This window comes from Cyanobacterium sp. IPPAS B-1200, from assembly GCF_001747005.2.
Lineage (GTDB): Bacteria > Cyanobacteriota > Cyanobacteriia > Cyanobacteriales > Cyanobacteriaceae > Cyanobacterium.
In genome coordinates, this window is sequence record NZ_CP182899.1 from 2,730,371 (window position 1) to 2,744,501 (window position 14,131).

The 14,131-nt window shown below is 38.2% G+C and carries 16 protein-coding genes; 8 read left to right on the forward strand and 8 right to left on the reverse strand.

The annotated features are described in order from the left end of the window. Positions 1-22 precede the first annotated feature (22 nt). The 3 genes from A5482_RS12755 to proA all read right to left on the reverse strand — a co-directional run bounded on the left by A5482_RS12755 (position 23) and on the right by proA (position 3,291). The gene (locus A5482_RS12755) at positions 23-1,429 is read right to left on the reverse strand and encodes a DUF3086 domain-containing protein (protein ID WP_069791773.1); all 1,407 of its coding nucleotides are present in this window, start codon (positions 1,427-1,429) and stop codon (positions 23-25) included. Between the two features lie 51 nt (positions 1,430-1,480). Next, a complete protein-coding gene (locus tag A5482_RS12760) occupies positions 1,481-1,873 on the reverse strand; it encodes a DUF3119 family protein (RefSeq protein WP_069791772.1) in 393 nt (130 codons plus the stop codon). A gap of 146 nt (positions 1,874-2,019) precedes the next feature. Next, positions 2,020-3,291, reverse strand: a complete 1,272-nt coding sequence (gene proA / locus A5482_RS12765) for a glutamate-5-semialdehyde dehydrogenase (protein ID WP_069791771.1) — start codon at positions 3,289-3,291, stop codon at positions 2,020-2,022. 113 nt (positions 3,292-3,404) lie between these two features. Between proA and leuD the strand changes: the two genes are divergently transcribed. The 5 genes from leuD to A5482_RS12790 all read left to right on the forward strand — a co-directional run bounded on the left by leuD (position 3,405) and on the right by A5482_RS12790 (position 8,242). Continuing rightward, positions 3,405-3,989, forward strand: a complete 585-nt coding sequence (gene leuD, locus A5482_RS12770; RefSeq protein ID WP_069791770.1) for a 3-isopropylmalate dehydratase small subunit — start codon at positions 3,405-3,407, stop codon at positions 3,987-3,989. Positions 3,990-4,083: 94 nt separating this feature from the next. Further along, complete coding sequence (gene dapB, locus A5482_RS12775) at positions 4,084-4,911, forward strand: 4-hydroxy-tetrahydrodipicolinate reductase (protein ID WP_069791769.1); 828 nt, start codon at positions 4,084-4,086, stop codon at positions 4,909-4,911. A gap of 81 nt (positions 4,912-4,992) precedes the next feature. Continuing rightward, positions 4,993-6,144 carry a glycosyltransferase family 61 protein gene (locus A5482_RS12780; protein WP_446684774.1) on the forward strand — a complete coding sequence of 384 codons (1,152 nt, stop codon included), beginning with the start codon at positions 4,993-4,995 and terminating at the stop codon, positions 6,142-6,144. Between the two features lie 46 nt (positions 6,145-6,190). Further along, a complete protein-coding gene (gene pgl / locus A5482_RS12785) occupies positions 6,191-6,910 on the forward strand; it encodes a 6-phosphogluconolactonase (RefSeq protein WP_069791766.1) in 720 nt (239 codons plus the stop codon). A 216-nt stretch (positions 6,911-7,126) separates the two neighbouring features. Beyond that, positions 7,127-8,242, forward strand: coding sequence for a serine hydrolase (locus A5482_RS12790; protein WP_069791765.1), 1,116 nt, complete (start codon positions 7,127-7,129; stop codon positions 8,240-8,242). Between the two features lie 41 nt (positions 8,243-8,283). Here the strand turns inward: A5482_RS12790 and A5482_RS12795 are convergent, their stop codons facing one another. Together A5482_RS12795 and pirA are read right to left on the reverse strand one after the other, a co-directional pair. Then, positions 8,284-9,921 carry a mechanosensitive ion channel gene (locus A5482_RS12795; RefSeq protein WP_083260491.1) on the reverse strand — a complete coding sequence of 546 codons (1,638 nt, stop codon included), beginning with the start codon at positions 9,919-9,921 and terminating at the stop codon, positions 8,284-8,286. A 398-nt stretch (positions 9,922-10,319) separates the two neighbouring features. After that, the gene (gene pirA / locus A5482_RS12800) at positions 10,320-10,484 is read right to left on the reverse strand and encodes an arginine synthesis PII-interacting regulator PirA (protein WP_446684536.1); all 165 of its coding nucleotides are present in this window, start codon (positions 10,482-10,484) and stop codon (positions 10,320-10,322) included. A gap of 317 nt (positions 10,485-10,801) precedes the next feature. Here pirA and A5482_RS12805 point away from each other — a divergent pair, with 317 nt between their 5' ends. Then, positions 10,802-10,945 (forward strand): hypothetical protein, encoded by a 144-nt coding sequence (locus tag A5482_RS12805; RefSeq protein WP_201150102.1) that lies wholly within the window; start codon positions 10,802-10,804, stop codon positions 10,943-10,945. A gap of 18 nt (positions 10,946-10,963) precedes the next feature. Then, a complete protein-coding gene (gene aroQ / locus A5482_RS12810; RefSeq protein ID WP_069791764.1) occupies positions 10,964-11,407 on the forward strand; it encodes a type II 3-dehydroquinate dehydratase in 444 nt (147 codons plus the stop codon). Between the two features lie 81 nt (positions 11,408-11,488). Here the strand turns inward: aroQ and A5482_RS12815 are convergent, their stop codons facing one another. Both A5482_RS12815 and miaE read right to left on the reverse strand, forming a co-directional pair. Further along, positions 11,489-11,650 carry a hypothetical protein gene (locus A5482_RS12815; RefSeq protein WP_201150101.1) on the reverse strand — a complete coding sequence of 54 codons (162 nt, stop codon included), beginning with the start codon at positions 11,648-11,650 and terminating at the stop codon, positions 11,489-11,491. 62 nt (positions 11,651-11,712) lie between these two features. Continuing rightward, positions 11,713-12,306 carry a tRNA-(ms[2]io[6]A)-hydroxylase gene (gene miaE / locus A5482_RS12820; protein WP_069791763.1) on the reverse strand — a complete coding sequence of 198 codons (594 nt, stop codon included), beginning with the start codon at positions 12,304-12,306 and terminating at the stop codon, positions 11,713-11,715. Positions 12,307-12,522: 216 nt separating this feature from the next. Between miaE and gcvH the strand changes: the two genes are divergently transcribed. After that, a complete protein-coding gene (gene gcvH, locus A5482_RS12825) occupies positions 12,523-12,924 on the forward strand; it encodes a glycine cleavage system protein GcvH (protein ID WP_069791762.1) in 402 nt (133 codons plus the stop codon). Here gcvH and A5482_RS12830 read toward each other — a convergent pair. Continuing rightward, a complete protein-coding gene (locus A5482_RS12830) occupies positions 12,921-14,075 on the reverse strand; it encodes an NAD(P)/FAD-dependent oxidoreductase (protein WP_069791761.1) in 1,155 nt (384 codons plus the stop codon). The two genes, gcvH and A5482_RS12830, sit on opposite strands and share 4 nt — an antisense overlap. Between the last annotated feature and the right edge of the window lie 56 nt (positions 14,076-14,131).

Consider the following 14,131-nt stretch of genomic DNA (forward strand, 5'->3'; position numbering starts at 1 on the left):
GCGTCACGATATACACTCCCCATTAAAAATAATCGTAACCAGAGGTTGGTTTTTCGGGGGCAAATGCTAACCAAAGAGGGAATTGTAATAAGGAAAGGTTTACCTTATCTTCATTTTGATCCATGATAATAAAAGGTAAGTCTTTATCATCCATAATTCTGTCTGCTTTTTGACATAGGGCTTCTGATGTTTCAAACAAAACTACCCCTCGATTTGGTCCAAAATCTGCCCTAGATATTCCTAGACAATCTTGTAAACCCCTACGCCATTCCCCTAGTTTTTCTGGAGTGTCGGATAAAATTAACACCCTAGTGCGATCGCCATATAGCTGTGATAATATCGAAATGATAGCCGAGGTAACCAGAATATTTTGTAACCTAGATGTCATACTCTTTAATGCACCCCTACCCCCTTGGGTAAAAAACCAATTAGATACCCTTTCAGCATGGATTGGCTCGAAAGTGCGCCGCAGTTGCCAAGAAGGACCATAATAATCTGGACGAGTACGATATTGATCGATTAAACTACGAATAATCCGAGTTTCATCCTTAAAACTCTTTTCAACAAATTGAGGACTACTTGGTTCGACATTAACACTACTAACCATGGGTTGGGGATTGTTATTAGTTTCCCATGAATCCATATTACTATTAGTATTGAGATCAAGTTGTTCAGCCGCCATGGATAAATCCTGTAAACTTCCCACTAGATAGTCTTTGAATCCCTGCACCTTAATAGCTAAATCTTGGGAAACTCCAGAAAAAGTAGTCTTCATTTCTTTTTCAATTCTTTCCTTTCTACGCTCTAACTTTTGTACAGAAATTTCTAAACTTTCTTTTCTTTGTTCAAGGGCTTTCAAACTTTCTTGAACTAGGATACTTACATTTTTAGTAACTTCTTTTTGTTCATTAATAAGCTCATCTTTTTGTTGCAAAAGATTTTGAATTTCGTGAATAAGAGCCTCTTTTTGACTGTGTAAATCACCTGTTTCTTTATCAGGAAGGGTATCATCTTGACTATCGGATGATTTTGTTAAACTTGATAAGTCTTCCTCTAACTCGTCAGTTTCTAAATTGTTATTTTTACTCTCTTCTATACTTACCGTAGCAGTATTTTCTTCCAATGTTTCTGGATATATATTTTCCGCTAAGATTTCCTCTACAGTTTCTTGGTTATCTTCTTCTGATAATGGGTTTATTTCCTGAGTTTCGATAACCTGTGGAGAAGATTCTTTTTCCACGGTAGAGGAGTTAATAATTTCTTTCTCTACCTCTTCGGTAGTATCATTATTCGCCAAAGATTCTTCCTCTTCAAAGTCATAGTTGGGCAAATTTCCTGCTTCTGTGGATTGACTATCCCATAAATCATCATCACTACCAAAGGTATCTTCTATATTTTTTTTTAGGTTATTTTTATCTATTTCTGACATAGTAAATTGATTATTTATATAATGTACTGAAATCTATTGTTGTTAATTTTATTAATTCGTTTTAGGAAAACATTTTTCGAGACAATCCTTTAGGGTTTTCGCATCAAAGATAATCGGTAAAAAGTGAATGCTTTTAATTTCTTTAAAGTAAAACAAAATAGGTACTGGTTGCCAATAAATTTCCCAGTTTTCCCATTCTACATAGGGAAATGTCCTCAATATTTTTTCTCCCCTATATACTTCTAAAGTGTCTGGAGTAAATTTTAGTTTAATTTGGGTGGTTTGAATAGTTAAAAAGATACCAAATAAGCCAACAATTCCACCTAAAATTGGTTGAATCAGAATCAGGGGAAAGGCGCTGATAATTATAATGATAGGGATTCTAAAGTTAGGGGCTAATTCTATGGTTTCAGATATTTTCGATGGAGTCTCGTTAACATTCATATTTATTAATTTAAAAATTTCTTTCCTCAATTCTAGCCAAAATCAGTTAATCAAAATATAACCCCTTTGGTAGTCATGGGAATTTTATCCCCTTAACCCCCTTTGAGAAGGGGGAAAGTTAAGTTTAAATTTTATAAATACTATACCTATAAATCTTTGTGGGTAAAAGGTTTGGCATCATTTCCGCTGTAGGTGGTGGCAATGTCTCCATTTCCTGTGAGTTTATATTTGTAGGTGACTAAGCCTTCTAAACCTACTGGCCCTCGGGGGGGCATTTTTTGGGTGCTGATGCCTACTTCTGCCCCGAAGCCGTAGCGGAAGCCGTCAGCAAAACGGGTTGAGCAATTATGATATACCCCTGCGGCATCTACTTGGTTAAGGAAGGTTTCGGCGTTGTGTGGGTTTTCGGTGATGATGCCATCGGTATGTTTTGAGCCATAGTGGTTGATATGGGCGATCGCCCCAGGTAAATCATCTACAATTTTGATAGATAGAATCAAGTCGCTGTATTCGGTACGCCAGTCTTCTTCGGTGGCACTTTCACAGTTAATAATAATTTGGGTGGCTTTATCCCCCTTCAGGGTAACTCCTTTATCTGTAAGAGCTTCGGCTACTAAAGGTAAAACTTTAGGGGCGATCGCACTGTGTACGAGTAAAGTTTCAATAGCATTACAAGCCGCAGGATATTGGGTTTTAGCATCCACCGTCACAGGAATAGCTTTATCTAAATCAGCGGATTCATCAATAAATAGATGACAGATGCCATCTGCATGACCTAAAACAGGAATTTTGGTATTTTCTTGTACATAACGGACAAATTCGTTAGAACCACGGGGAATAATTAAATCTACATATTCATCGAGGGAGAGAAGGGTTTTAATTTCTTCTCGGGTGGTTAAAAGTTGCACGGCATCGGGGTTAACTTCCGTATGGCTGAGGGCTTCATGAATTATTTTTACTAAAGTGGTGCAAGTATTAATCGCCTCCTTACCCCCCTTTAAAATTACCCCATTGCCCGATTTTATCGCCAAACTGGTGATTTGAATAAGCGCATCGGGGCGCGCCTCAAAAATAACTCCCAACACCCCTAAAGGGCAACTAACACGGCGTAAAATTAATCCTTGATCTAATTCTCGATAGAGGGTGAGAGTGCCGAGGGGGTCAACTAATTTTGCCACATCACGCACCCCTGCGATGGCACCTTTTAACTTATTTTCTCCTAATAGTAAACGGGCAGATAATGCCTTAGAAATTACCCCCTCAGAGGCACGACAATCGGCATTGTTGGCTTCAATAATCTCTTTTTGATATTTTTCGAGGGTTCTTGCGATCGCCTCTAGGGCCTGATTACGAGCCGAGGTGGAGAGTATCGCTAATTGTTGCGCCGCCGTGCGAGTTTTTTGGGCAATTTCCTTCATAAAATCAATAGTAACAGTTTAAGATGTACAGGGAACAGTGTACAATTACAACTAAAAATAAACATTATATTAATTTTTAACTGTCAATTGTCAATTGTCAATTGCCTAAGAGTATGAGTGAAAGAAAAATCGTAACTGGTAAAGGAATCCCCCTTGTGGGAAATGATATTGATACCGATAGAATTATCCCCGCTCGTTTTTTGCGGTGTGTCACCTTCGACGGTTTAGGAAAAGAAGCCTTTGCCGATGATAGGGCATCAAATCCAGGTCATCCTTTTAATCAACCTCAATACCAAAATGCTAAAATTTTAGTAGTTAACGCCAATTTCGGATGTGGTTCGAGTCGTGAACATGCACCCCAAGCCATCGCCCGTTGGGGTATTGATGCTATTGTGGGAGAAAGTTTTGCAGAGATCTTTTTCGGTAACTGTCTTACCATGGGAGTACCTTGTGTTACTACTTCCTCAGCTAATATCAAAAGCATCCAAAACCTACTCAAAGAAAACCCCGATGCTAATATGATTCTTGATTTGGAAGATATGCACGTCAAATGTGGACGTTATAGCAGTGCGGTAAAAATGGATTCAGGAGCAAGAAGTATGTTAGTTTCTGGCAAATGGGATACCTGTGGTTTACTTACCAAAAATATTCCTCAAATCCAAGAAACTGCCACCAAAATTCCCTACGTTGCTTGGTAAACCTTAATTCACCCTCCGATAATTATTTTTCTGAGGGTTTAAAGTGGGTGGTATGGTCAAATATGATATTTAGTTACTAATTTTTATTGTTTTTATGAGTCAAGATAATTTAATTCCTGTTGTCGTTAACGGTGCGGCGGGAAAAATGGGAAAAGAAGTGATCAAGGCGATCGCCTCTAGTGATGATATGATGCTTGTAGGTGCAGTGGATCAAAATCCTGCGGTATTAGGGCAAGATGTGGGCGAAGTAGCGGGATGTGGTGCTTTAGAAGTACCTATCATGAATGATTTAGAAGGGGTATTAGTCCTCGCCACCCAACACAAAATTCAAGGGGTAATGGTAGATTTTACCCACCCTGATAGTGTATATGAAAACGTGCGCAGTGCGATCGCCTATGGAGTGCGCCCCGTGGTTGGCACAACGGGATTAAGCCCTAAACAAATTAATGACCTAGCCGACTTTGCTGAAAAAGCCAGTACAGGAGTATTAGTTATTCCTAATTTTTCCATTGGTATCGTCTTAATGCAACAAGCAGCCATCCAAGCCGCCCAATATTTTGACCATGTGGAAATCATCGAACTTCACCACAACCAAAAAGCAGATGCCCCCAGTGGTACTGCCATCAAAACCGCCGAAATGCTCTCAGGAATGGGCAAAACCTATAACCCCCAACAAGTAGAAGAAACTGAGCATATAGAAGGTGCTAGGGGTAGTGTATGCGGTGATAATATTCGCCTCCATAGTGTGCGTCTCCCCGGATTAATCGCGCACCAAGAAATTATCTTTGGTGCTGCTGGACAGATTTACACCCTTAGACATGATACCAGCGATCGCTCTTGTTATATGCCAGGAGTTTTGTTATCTATTCGTAAAATTACCGAGTTAAAATCCTTAGTTTATGGACTAGAAAAAATTATTTAATCGGGTGTTACGTTTTAAGTGTTGGGTGTTAAATTAGACGATTATTGTGGAAAAAAAATATTTAACTTTGGAATTAGGGTAGTGAAGAAGTATATAGATAGGGTAAGACACCTTAAAAGAAAAATTTCCAGCGAAATCAAATATACGTTAAACCCCTCCCTCAAATATGGTGGCCCATCAGGACTTGCAAAAAAATGGATTGACTATCAGACTTATCAGCAAAAAGGCGGTACTTGGATAGAAGTTTATTCAGAGCAAAAATATCCCCACAAAAGAGCAAAAACCCATAATTGGGGAAAAGATAAATTTAATTTTTCTCGAAATCTAAAGTCCACAATTCCCCCCACAGGAGTATTTAAAATACCCCACGGACAAGTATTACACAATCAAGGATATGTTCTCACCCAAGATGATTATTTTATGGTTGATACCTCCTACCATCGTCAAAGATTAGTTCATGCTAATTTACCCAAAGAAAAATATCCCGTTGAGTTTTTAGACGGAACTTGTTTATCATTAATGAGTAACGCTTCAAATAATTATTACCATTTTTTGCTAGATGCCATACCTCGATTACATCTATTCGAGAAAGCAGGATTTAGTTTAAATGATGTAGATTATATTCTCATGAATCAACCTATGTCCCCCAATGCTTGGGATATTTTTGAGCAAATGGGTATTGATGAGTCTAAATGTGTTTGGGCTCAAAAAGGAAAAGGTATTCAGGCAAAAATGTTAATAGCTACTACCCATCCTAGTTTAGATCGCCATCACCCCCATTGGATGGTCAATTTTATGCAAACAAGGATTAATTTATCTCCTTGTAAACCTCATCGTTTATTGTATATTCCCCGCAAAACAGGAACTCGTAAAATTATTAATGATGACCAAATTTATGGAATTTTAGAGAAATTTGGCTTTGAATACTATTTGCCTGAAAATGATACTAACCAACCGCAAACATTCCATGAAGCATCAATTATCGTAACTCCCCATGGGGCAGCTTTGGGTAATCTTGTTTTTTGTCAACCCCACACAAAAGTATTAGAGTTTATTTCTACAGGGCATTTAAGGGAATATTTTTTCAGTCTTGCCCATGTGGCTAACCTTGAACATCATTACATTATCGGTGAAACTATACCACCAAGTAAACCTAGGGGCAAAAGTTCTAAAAACGATTATTTTATTGAACCTCGTTACTTACAAAAAGCCTTATGTTTTTTGATGAAATAAATCCTAAAAATGAACTAACCTAGGACTTGAAGTTAAAAATATTGTTATGAGTGAAGTAAAAGTTTTCCCGAGCAAAAGTGCCTTAATTGCTAGTGCCCAAGAATTTATCATCAACAGAATAGAAGATACTATCACCGAAAAAGGAATTTGCACCATTGCCCTTGCAGGGGGTAGCACTCCAAAACCTATCTATGAGGCGATCGCCCTTAGTGAACTATCATGGGATAAAATCCATGTATTCTGGGGAGATGAGCGTTATGTAGCCCCCACCCATCCCGACAGTAACCAAAAAATGGCAAAAGAAGCATGGTTAAATAAAGTAGAAATCCCCTCTGACAATATCCATCCTATGCCTACTATGGGTAACAATCCCCAAGACGATGCCCTGAAACACGATCAAGAAATTAGAGACTTTTTCCCATGCCCCCAAGGATTCCCCTCCTTTGATATTATCCTCCTAGGCATGGGAGATGATGGGCATACCGCCTCTCTTTTTCCCCATACCAAAGCCCTTGAAAATGAAGAAAATCTTGTCACCGTAGGCAACAAAGAAGATAGTATCAGGCTCACTTTTACAGCCCCCCTCATCAACTCCGCCCACTGTGTCGTATTTCTAGTGTCAGGAAGCAATAAGCAAAATGCCTTACAACAAGTATTTAGTGAAAATTGTAATTCTAGGGAATATCCTAGTAAAATGATTCAACCCCAAGGAGAATTAATCTGGTTTTTTGATAGTGATGCCGTAGGAGAATTAGAAATTATATAGATAATTGTTGGAAACTTTAAAATAACAAGCAACAATATCAGTTATCTCTTAATTTTGATTATCTTTTGTTCATAAAAAACATAGTGCTTTTTTTTTAAATCATCGCTAAAATAACACATAAAAATAAGTCTCAAAAGTCGTTAAAGTGCGATCGCCTATTAAAGTAAATAAGTATTGCAAGTGACTTTTCAACCCCCATCTCTTAGCCAAAGAAATATGACATATTCTCCCCAAAAATCGAACCCACCAGAAAAAAATCGCCTAAATACGATTATTAACTCTATTTTTCGCCTAAGTATAGTAGGCATTGGCTTAGGAACTATTTTTGGTAGTATATTAGCAAATATCGATTTAACACAGCCTCTATTTCCTGACTTAAATTTACCCTTTCTCAATACATCAGGGGCGGAAGATGAATCATCTATAACTACTTCAGAAAGTGCAGAAGTAGAAACTGATAACCTCGAAACTATCTCCTCTACAACCACCGAAAATATAGCTAGTAATTCTTTTACATTTACCCAAGAATTAATGCCCTTGAGGGAAAAAATGACTGTGTTATTTGAGAAATATGCCAATCTTCAACCTAGTTTATTTTTTGTAGATTTGGATAATGGGGCTTTTGTCAATATGAATGGTATGGAGGCTTTTCCCGCCGCTAGTACCATTAAAACGCCGATTTTGGTTGCTTTTTTTCAGGATGTAGATGAAGGGAAAATTTTGCTTGATGAAAAATTAACCATGACGGAGGAAACCAAAGCCACCGAAGCTGGTACGATGCAATATCAACCCATCGGCACTCAATACACGGCTTTGAAGGTGGCAGAGGAAATGATTATTCGTAGTGATAACACTGCCACTAATATGTTAATTGAAAGGTTAGGGGGTGTAGAGGCACTTAATCAGCGTTTTAAAGAATGGGGTTTAGAATCCACAGTAATTAATAATTATCTTCCTGATTTAGAAGGTACAAACACCATTAGTGCAAGGGATTTGGCTATGACTTTGGTAAAGGTTAGTAATGGTAATTTAGTAGGAACTAGATCAAGGGATCGTCTTTTAGGTATCATGCAGAGAACTATTACTAGGACTTTGTTACCCCAGGGCATTGAACCTGATGCCATGATTTATCATAAAACTGGAGATATTGGCAAAGTATTAGGAGATGGGGGGATTATTGATATACCGACTGGAAAACGTTATGTAGGGGCCGTTTTGGTACAACGTCCTCACAATGATTATACTGCCCGTACTATGATTCAGGAAATATCGAGGGAGGCTTACCAACATTTTAAGTGGTATCAACCTCGCCCGACAGTTGAAGGTAATTGATACTCATAGGGATGTATCATGGTACATCCCCACCTAAATAATTAAGAGTCGCTTCCTCCGTTGGTAAAGGAATCTAACCACCGCTGTAGGGCGTTTCCTGCGGCTTCTCTGCCTCCTAAACCAAAGGCAAGGGCGATCGCCACGGCAATACCCCCAGTGAGCAAACCAAAGGCTAAATTGACGATGTTAGGTGCAATACCAATTCTTTCTAAAGCCATGGCAGCCACTAATACAATGATAGAAATACGGGCAACTTGAGCTAAAAACTGTGCTTGTTGGGTACCAGAATTCACTACTAATCGATACACCAAATTAGCAAAATATAAACCCACAGCAAAGATAATTACGCCGATTAATACTTGCCCTGCCAACAGGGAAATAAAAGCAACTACTTCTTTTAGGGCTTCAATTTGCAAAATATCTACCGCTGTAATGGTTGCCACCAACATAATGGCAATCACAAGGATAATACCCACAATTTGGGCAGGAGTTTTGATACTAGAATTATTTTCTATTTCAGAACTTTCTGGCGTTGACATAGGGGAGGTTTCTGTGATACCTAACCAGACAAAGACATTATTAAAGCCCACATTGGTTAGGAGATTTACTAATAATTCCGCTAAATATTGGGCTCCAAAATAACCAAACCCCAAGACAATGATAGCTGCAAATAGTTTCGGTAGTATGTCCAAAACTTGATCCAACATTGCGATCGCAGGTACAGAAATAGCCTGAATCTCTAAAGCATCTAGGGCAGTAATCGCAATAGGAATTAAGATTAATACATACACCACAGAGCCAATCACATAAGATAAAGATTGCTTTTTATTCGTAGCTGACATACCAAATTTTGCACCAATGGCATCAGCCCCACTAGCCCTTAATAAATTGGTAACAACCTTCTTAACAACTTGGGCAATAATCCAACCGATAAAAGCAATAATAGCTGCGGCGAAAACATTAGGTACAACCCCTAAAATATCATTAACTAACTCCTCTAAAGGACGTAAAGTTCCATCTAGCCCCAAAATTCCTAAAATAGAAGGAAGAAATAATAGAATGATAAACCAAAAAAGAGCATTCCCGATGGTATCACCGATAGCAATTTCGCCACCCGCTGAGTCTGCAACCATTTCCTGATCATCATCTTGCACTTGCTGATTTAATCTTTCATCAAAATGAAATTGTGAGAGCGTCTTAATAACGATGAATTTAACCACCGTTGCTAATAACCATGCCACCAAAAGAATAATTCCAGCACCCCCTAAACTAGGCAAAAAGCTCATTACCTCATTCAAGAGAGCATTTAAAGGCTCAGATACCAAATCTAACTCAAGGGCATTGAGAAAGGCAACTACCACAAAGAGAATGATAAGCCAACCAACTATTTCTGAGATCCATTTTTCCGTCTCAATTTTTTTGGCATCCTCGGCATTTTCACCCATGATAAAAGCCGCCAAGCGATTATCCAGATCAGTTTTGTGCAAGGATTTTCTAACGAATCCCTTAAAAATATTGGCAAAAATCAAACCAATAATTAAAATTAATATCGCTTTTCCTAAACTTAAAAGCGCACTTACTAAATCATCTGTTATGGGCAGAGCCTCTTCTACTTCAGATAATTGAGCAAATAAACTAAGAGCATTTAAGCCTGGTGGAGAATCCATCATTAGTTTCATGTTCTTATTGTTTGTTATTTATACATATACTTTCTCAATATATCTATATATCCTAAATAAATCAAATAACTTCTAAAATGCAGCTATTCTCATAACTATAAAAAAAAGTTGTATTAATATTTTTGTGTTGTTATTATTACTATCAAACCTTTTACTGTCAAAGGTTATATAAACCCATTATCAATAATTACTCTTTTATTGCATAACTAATATTATCATTTTGCCCAAATAACATCTAAGAATTTAATAATTAGTTTTCCCGAATAATATAACCTAATGATTAGAAAACTTTTAGACACCAAATATGATTAGAAAAAAAATCACCTAAAAAAACAAAAACCTATCTAGTCTCAGATAGGTTCAAACATTTATAGGTAAAGAAAAATAGTGATTTCAAATTATATAAGATGTAAATAAGCCGCTTCTTGTTCTAATTGTTGAATTAATTTTTGATTTCCTTGACTTCTAGCAACTTCTAAACGGTGTTCTAAATTTTTTCTTAAGCTATCTCTATAAGCTTTTCCAGCTTCTGCTCTCATTTTATTTTTGCGAGTTATATTCATCATAGTTCTACTTCTTTTCTTTTCAATACTTTATTACTTCTGTCATTCCATTCTAACTTTATTAAAGTTAAACAGTATAAATTATTACAAAAAATTAATAGATAATAGTCTAAAGAAAGTATTTATCAGGAATAAACCTTTGCGGTTTTGCACCCTGGTTAGGACATTGTTCAATCCTTACCGTAACCATTTAATATTTTCCATGTAGTTAATTTGGTAGCAAAAATTACCCAGAGGCTTTCTTCAGTTGCATTTACAAAAAGTAAACGTTATGATGGTTTTAATGACAAAAAGCATTATGGGAGTCTTCTTTATTAATGGATCAAATAGAGAAAATCATCGAAAAAATCAAAGAGTGGACTCAAAAGTTAGTTGAGGCATTAGCAGGGCCACAGGCTGAGCCTGAACCTGAATTGATTCCTATTCCTGTGAGAGATCGTCGCAATGGTGGTTATCGTTAATCATAGTGATATAAAGGTGTGTCTGATTTAAAACTTTTAGTATTACATGGTCCTAATCTTAATCTTTTGGGACAACGAGAGCCTGAAATCTATGGGAATTTAACCCTTGTTGATCTAGATAACCTTCTTGTGGAGAAAGGAAAAATGATGGGGGTGGGAGTAGTTTGTTTTCAGTCTAATCATGAAGGCAACCTTGTAGATAAAATTCATCAGGCTTTAGGAAATTATCAAGGGATTGTGATTAATGCTGGTGCTTACACTCACACTAGCGTAGCCATTAGAGATGCTTTGGCGGGGGTGAATCTTCCCACTGTGGAGGTTCACCTTAGTAATATATATCGTCGTGAGGAATTTCGCCACCATTCTTATATTGCTCCTATCTCTGTGGGGCAAATTAGTGGTTTTGGGGTAGATAGTTATTTGTTGGGTTTACAGGCTTTAGTTAATCATCTACAAAAATAATTAAAGCGTTTATGTTATTCCGCTAAATCCCCGCAAATTGGGGGATTTGGGTCACGGAAATTATCAACTCTCTCGATATGTCTAAGGGGTATTAGAGGTGCTATTATCGGTGTAAATATTTTCGATGGGGGCAGGTTGTGCCAAGTCTGTTTTCATGAAGCCACGGGCGCTAGTAGCAACTAGGGCAAAAATAGCAATGAGAATGGTAACGATGGGTACTACTTGTTGACGAATAAATTGCATGGGTTTGTTTTCTTAAGGTTATCGTTTAAAATAATTCTAACTCAGTTCCATTAGATTATTGATTAACTGTGTATTCTTGGCTCTGGATGCAGGTTTCGGAGAATATCGCTTTCTAGTTGGGCTAGTTCTTGTAATCTGGGTTCGATTTGGTCTTTGTCACAATATTTATGGGCAAGTACCCAGTAAATGCCGTAGTGTCTGGCTTCTGATGCCATTAAACCTCGATAAAATTTGGCTAGTTCGACATCGGGGCAGTTTTCGGCGAGTAATCCGAGGCGCTCGTGCGATCGCGCTTCAATCAAGGCAGAGACTAATAAGGAGTCTAAAAGGCGATCGGGTTCACGTCTGCGAATGGCACCTTTGAGGGTAGCCCCGTAGGGGGATGGTTGGAGAGGGGCGAGGGCAACTCCTCTTTTTTGTAGCCACTGATTTACCTGTTCAAAGTGTTCTAATTCTTCTTTGGCAATGGCTGTAAGCTCATGGATAAGCTCAGTATGGGAAGGATAACGAAAGAGTAAATTTACTGCCACTCCTGCGGCTTTACGCTCACAATGAGAATGATCTAAAAGGATAGTGTCTAGGTTGTTGAGGGCTTGTTCTAACCACTCTGGGGATGTAGGCTCACACAGGAGTTTGATTTTGGTTAACGTTTTCACAAATATTTACCTAAGTTTTATGGGTATGGGATTATTTAAAGGGGAGAATTAAGGACAGATTAGAATTTACAAATAATGAAATTTTAAACTAAACATTTTCGATAAATTTCATTATCCATTATTAATTCTCAATTCTCAATTATTTATGAATATCCTTGTTAATTCTTCGCTGATAAATAATAATATTAGAGAAACTTTGATATAGAGAAATAGGCGATGACCTTAGAATATCCCGAAGATTTAAAATATCTTGATTCCCATGAGTATGTACGCATAGAAGATGATGAAGACATTGCCACTATCGGCTTGAGTGCTTTTGCCCTTGAGGAATTGGGGGATGTGGTCTTTTTGGAGTTGCCAGAATTAGGAGATGCGATCGCCTCTGGGGACAATATTGGTACGGTAGAATCGGTTAAGGCAGTGTCGGAAATTTATGCTCCCGTATCAGGCACAGTGGTTGACCGTAATGAAATGTTAATCGAACAACCAGAGGCGATCGCCGATGATCCCTATGGAGAGGGTTGGCTCGTAAAAGTGCGCCTTGATAATTCTAGCGAAGAATTAGAAGACGCTCTGAGTGCCGAAGAATACAGAGCCATGGTAGAGCCTGAAGCCTAGGAAGTTTTGAGGGGAAAATCACCCTCATCTGTAGCCAAGAAATGGGCAAATTTTTGAGCTAGGGTAGGCACAAACACAAAGGGGCTAGTGAATCCAGAAAATACGGATAAGCCCTCTATTTGCTCAACTCTACCCACCTGAAAAGGTACATTCTTACTAAAAGCCACTTGGCAATTATGCCATTGCCCCTCTAAGGTTCCCAAAGCAGGAAGGTAATGGGCGATCGCCCCTCGAATCTTATCCTCACTAGCCCTAGCATCCACAGGAGCAGAAGTATTTGTCCGAATTTGACTAATTTGACCTAAACATAGACTCCCATCCAAAAATTGAATAGCCCCTGGCTCCAGCACTTCCCCCTGTAGCTCATCATTAGGATTTTCCCAGAGAGTATCTTTTGCCAACGCCGTCACATCTTCCTCCATCAAAAATCTTGCTGTGGTACTAGGCATTATCAAACAACGTAGTTTAATATCCGTGGGTTTAGTTTTTATCAGTTGGGCATGGGTAAAATATATAGGTAAACTAACCCCCACATCCCTTAATAAACTTCGACAAAAAGCCCCTGCACACAATATAATCTCTGGGGCAAAATAACTATTTTTACTTGTTTTTATCCCTACAGTTCGACTTCCCTTTTTCTCCAAATCAACCACCAACTCCTCTCGAATTTCACCCCCCAACCTCTTAAAAGCAATTTGATAACCTATGATCAATTTATGAGGGTTAACATGACCATGGGGGAAGCGTAAACAACCCGAAATCGCCTCCCGATTCAGCAAAGGCTCTAAACCACAACTATCCTCAACACTTAACAATTCAGGCTGAATCCAAAAATTCTGATAATTAGTCCTTACCTGCTCAGGGTTTTTGTCGTGGGGAATGGTAAAAAGTAGATCTAAATCTCGATATTGGGTATCATAGTCAAGCTCATCGCTCAACCCTCGCTGAATTTTTATCCCCTCCTGACATAGGGATATGGTGCGATCGTCCGTACCACACCAATAAGCGATTCCTCCATAACTATAAACAGTACCATTAGAAAAATTGAGATTTTTTTCTACCAACAAAACCTTCTGACCTTTTTTCGCCAACTCATAGGCTAAAGCCGAACCAGTTAGCCCCGCACCCACCACAATCACATCATAATTCATGCACAACCCCTTAAAAAAACTTCTATTATCTATGGTTTATTGTTAATTGCTATGCT

What these genes read in the sequence shown, in the direction of transcription:
- A5482_RS12755 (WP_069791773.1), bottom strand. Translation starts at nt 1,429, where the DNA reads ATGTCAGAAATAGATAAAAATAACCTAAAAAAAAATATAGAAGATACC.
- A5482_RS12760 (WP_069791772.1), bottom strand. Translation starts at nt 1,873, where the DNA reads ATGAATGTTAACGAGACTCCATCGAAAATATCTGAAACCATAGAATTA.
- proA (WP_069791771.1), bottom strand. Translation starts at nt 3,291, where the DNA reads ATGAAGGAAATTGCCCAAAAAACTCGCACGGCGGCGCAACAATTAGCG.
- leuD (WP_069791770.1), top strand. Translation starts at nt 3,405, where the DNA reads ATGAGTGAAAGAAAAATCGTAACTGGTAAAGGAATCCCCCTTGTGGGA.
- dapB (WP_069791769.1), top strand. Translation starts at nt 4,084, where the DNA reads ATGAGTCAAGATAATTTAATTCCTGTTGTCGTTAACGGTGCGGCGGGA.
- pgl (WP_069791766.1), top strand. Translation starts at nt 6,191, where the DNA reads ATGAGTGAAGTAAAAGTTTTCCCGAGCAAAAGTGCCTTAATTGCTAGT.
- A5482_RS12790 (WP_069791765.1), top strand. Translation starts at nt 7,127, where the DNA reads ATGACATATTCTCCCCAAAAATCGAACCCACCAGAAAAAAATCGCCTA.
- A5482_RS12795 (WP_083260491.1), bottom strand. Translation starts at nt 9,921, where the DNA reads ATGAAACTAATGATGGATTCTCCACCAGGCTTAAATGCTCTTAGTTTA.
- pirA (WP_446684536.1), bottom strand. Translation starts at nt 10,484, where the DNA reads ATGAATATAACTCGCAAAAATAAAATGAGAGCAGAAGCTGGAAAAGCT.
- A5482_RS12805 (WP_201150102.1), top strand. Translation starts at nt 10,802, where the DNA reads ATGGATCAAATAGAGAAAATCATCGAAAAAATCAAAGAGTGGACTCAA.
- A5482_RS12815 (WP_201150101.1), bottom strand. Translation starts at nt 11,650, where the DNA reads ATGCAATTTATTCGTCAACAAGTAGTACCCATCGTTACCATTCTCATT.
- gcvH (WP_069791762.1), top strand. Translation starts at nt 12,523, where the DNA reads ATGACCTTAGAATATCCCGAAGATTTAAAATATCTTGATTCCCATGAG.
- A5482_RS12830 (WP_069791761.1), bottom strand. Translation starts at nt 14,075, where the DNA reads ATGAATTATGATGTGATTGTGGTGGGTGCGGGGCTAACTGGTTCGGCT.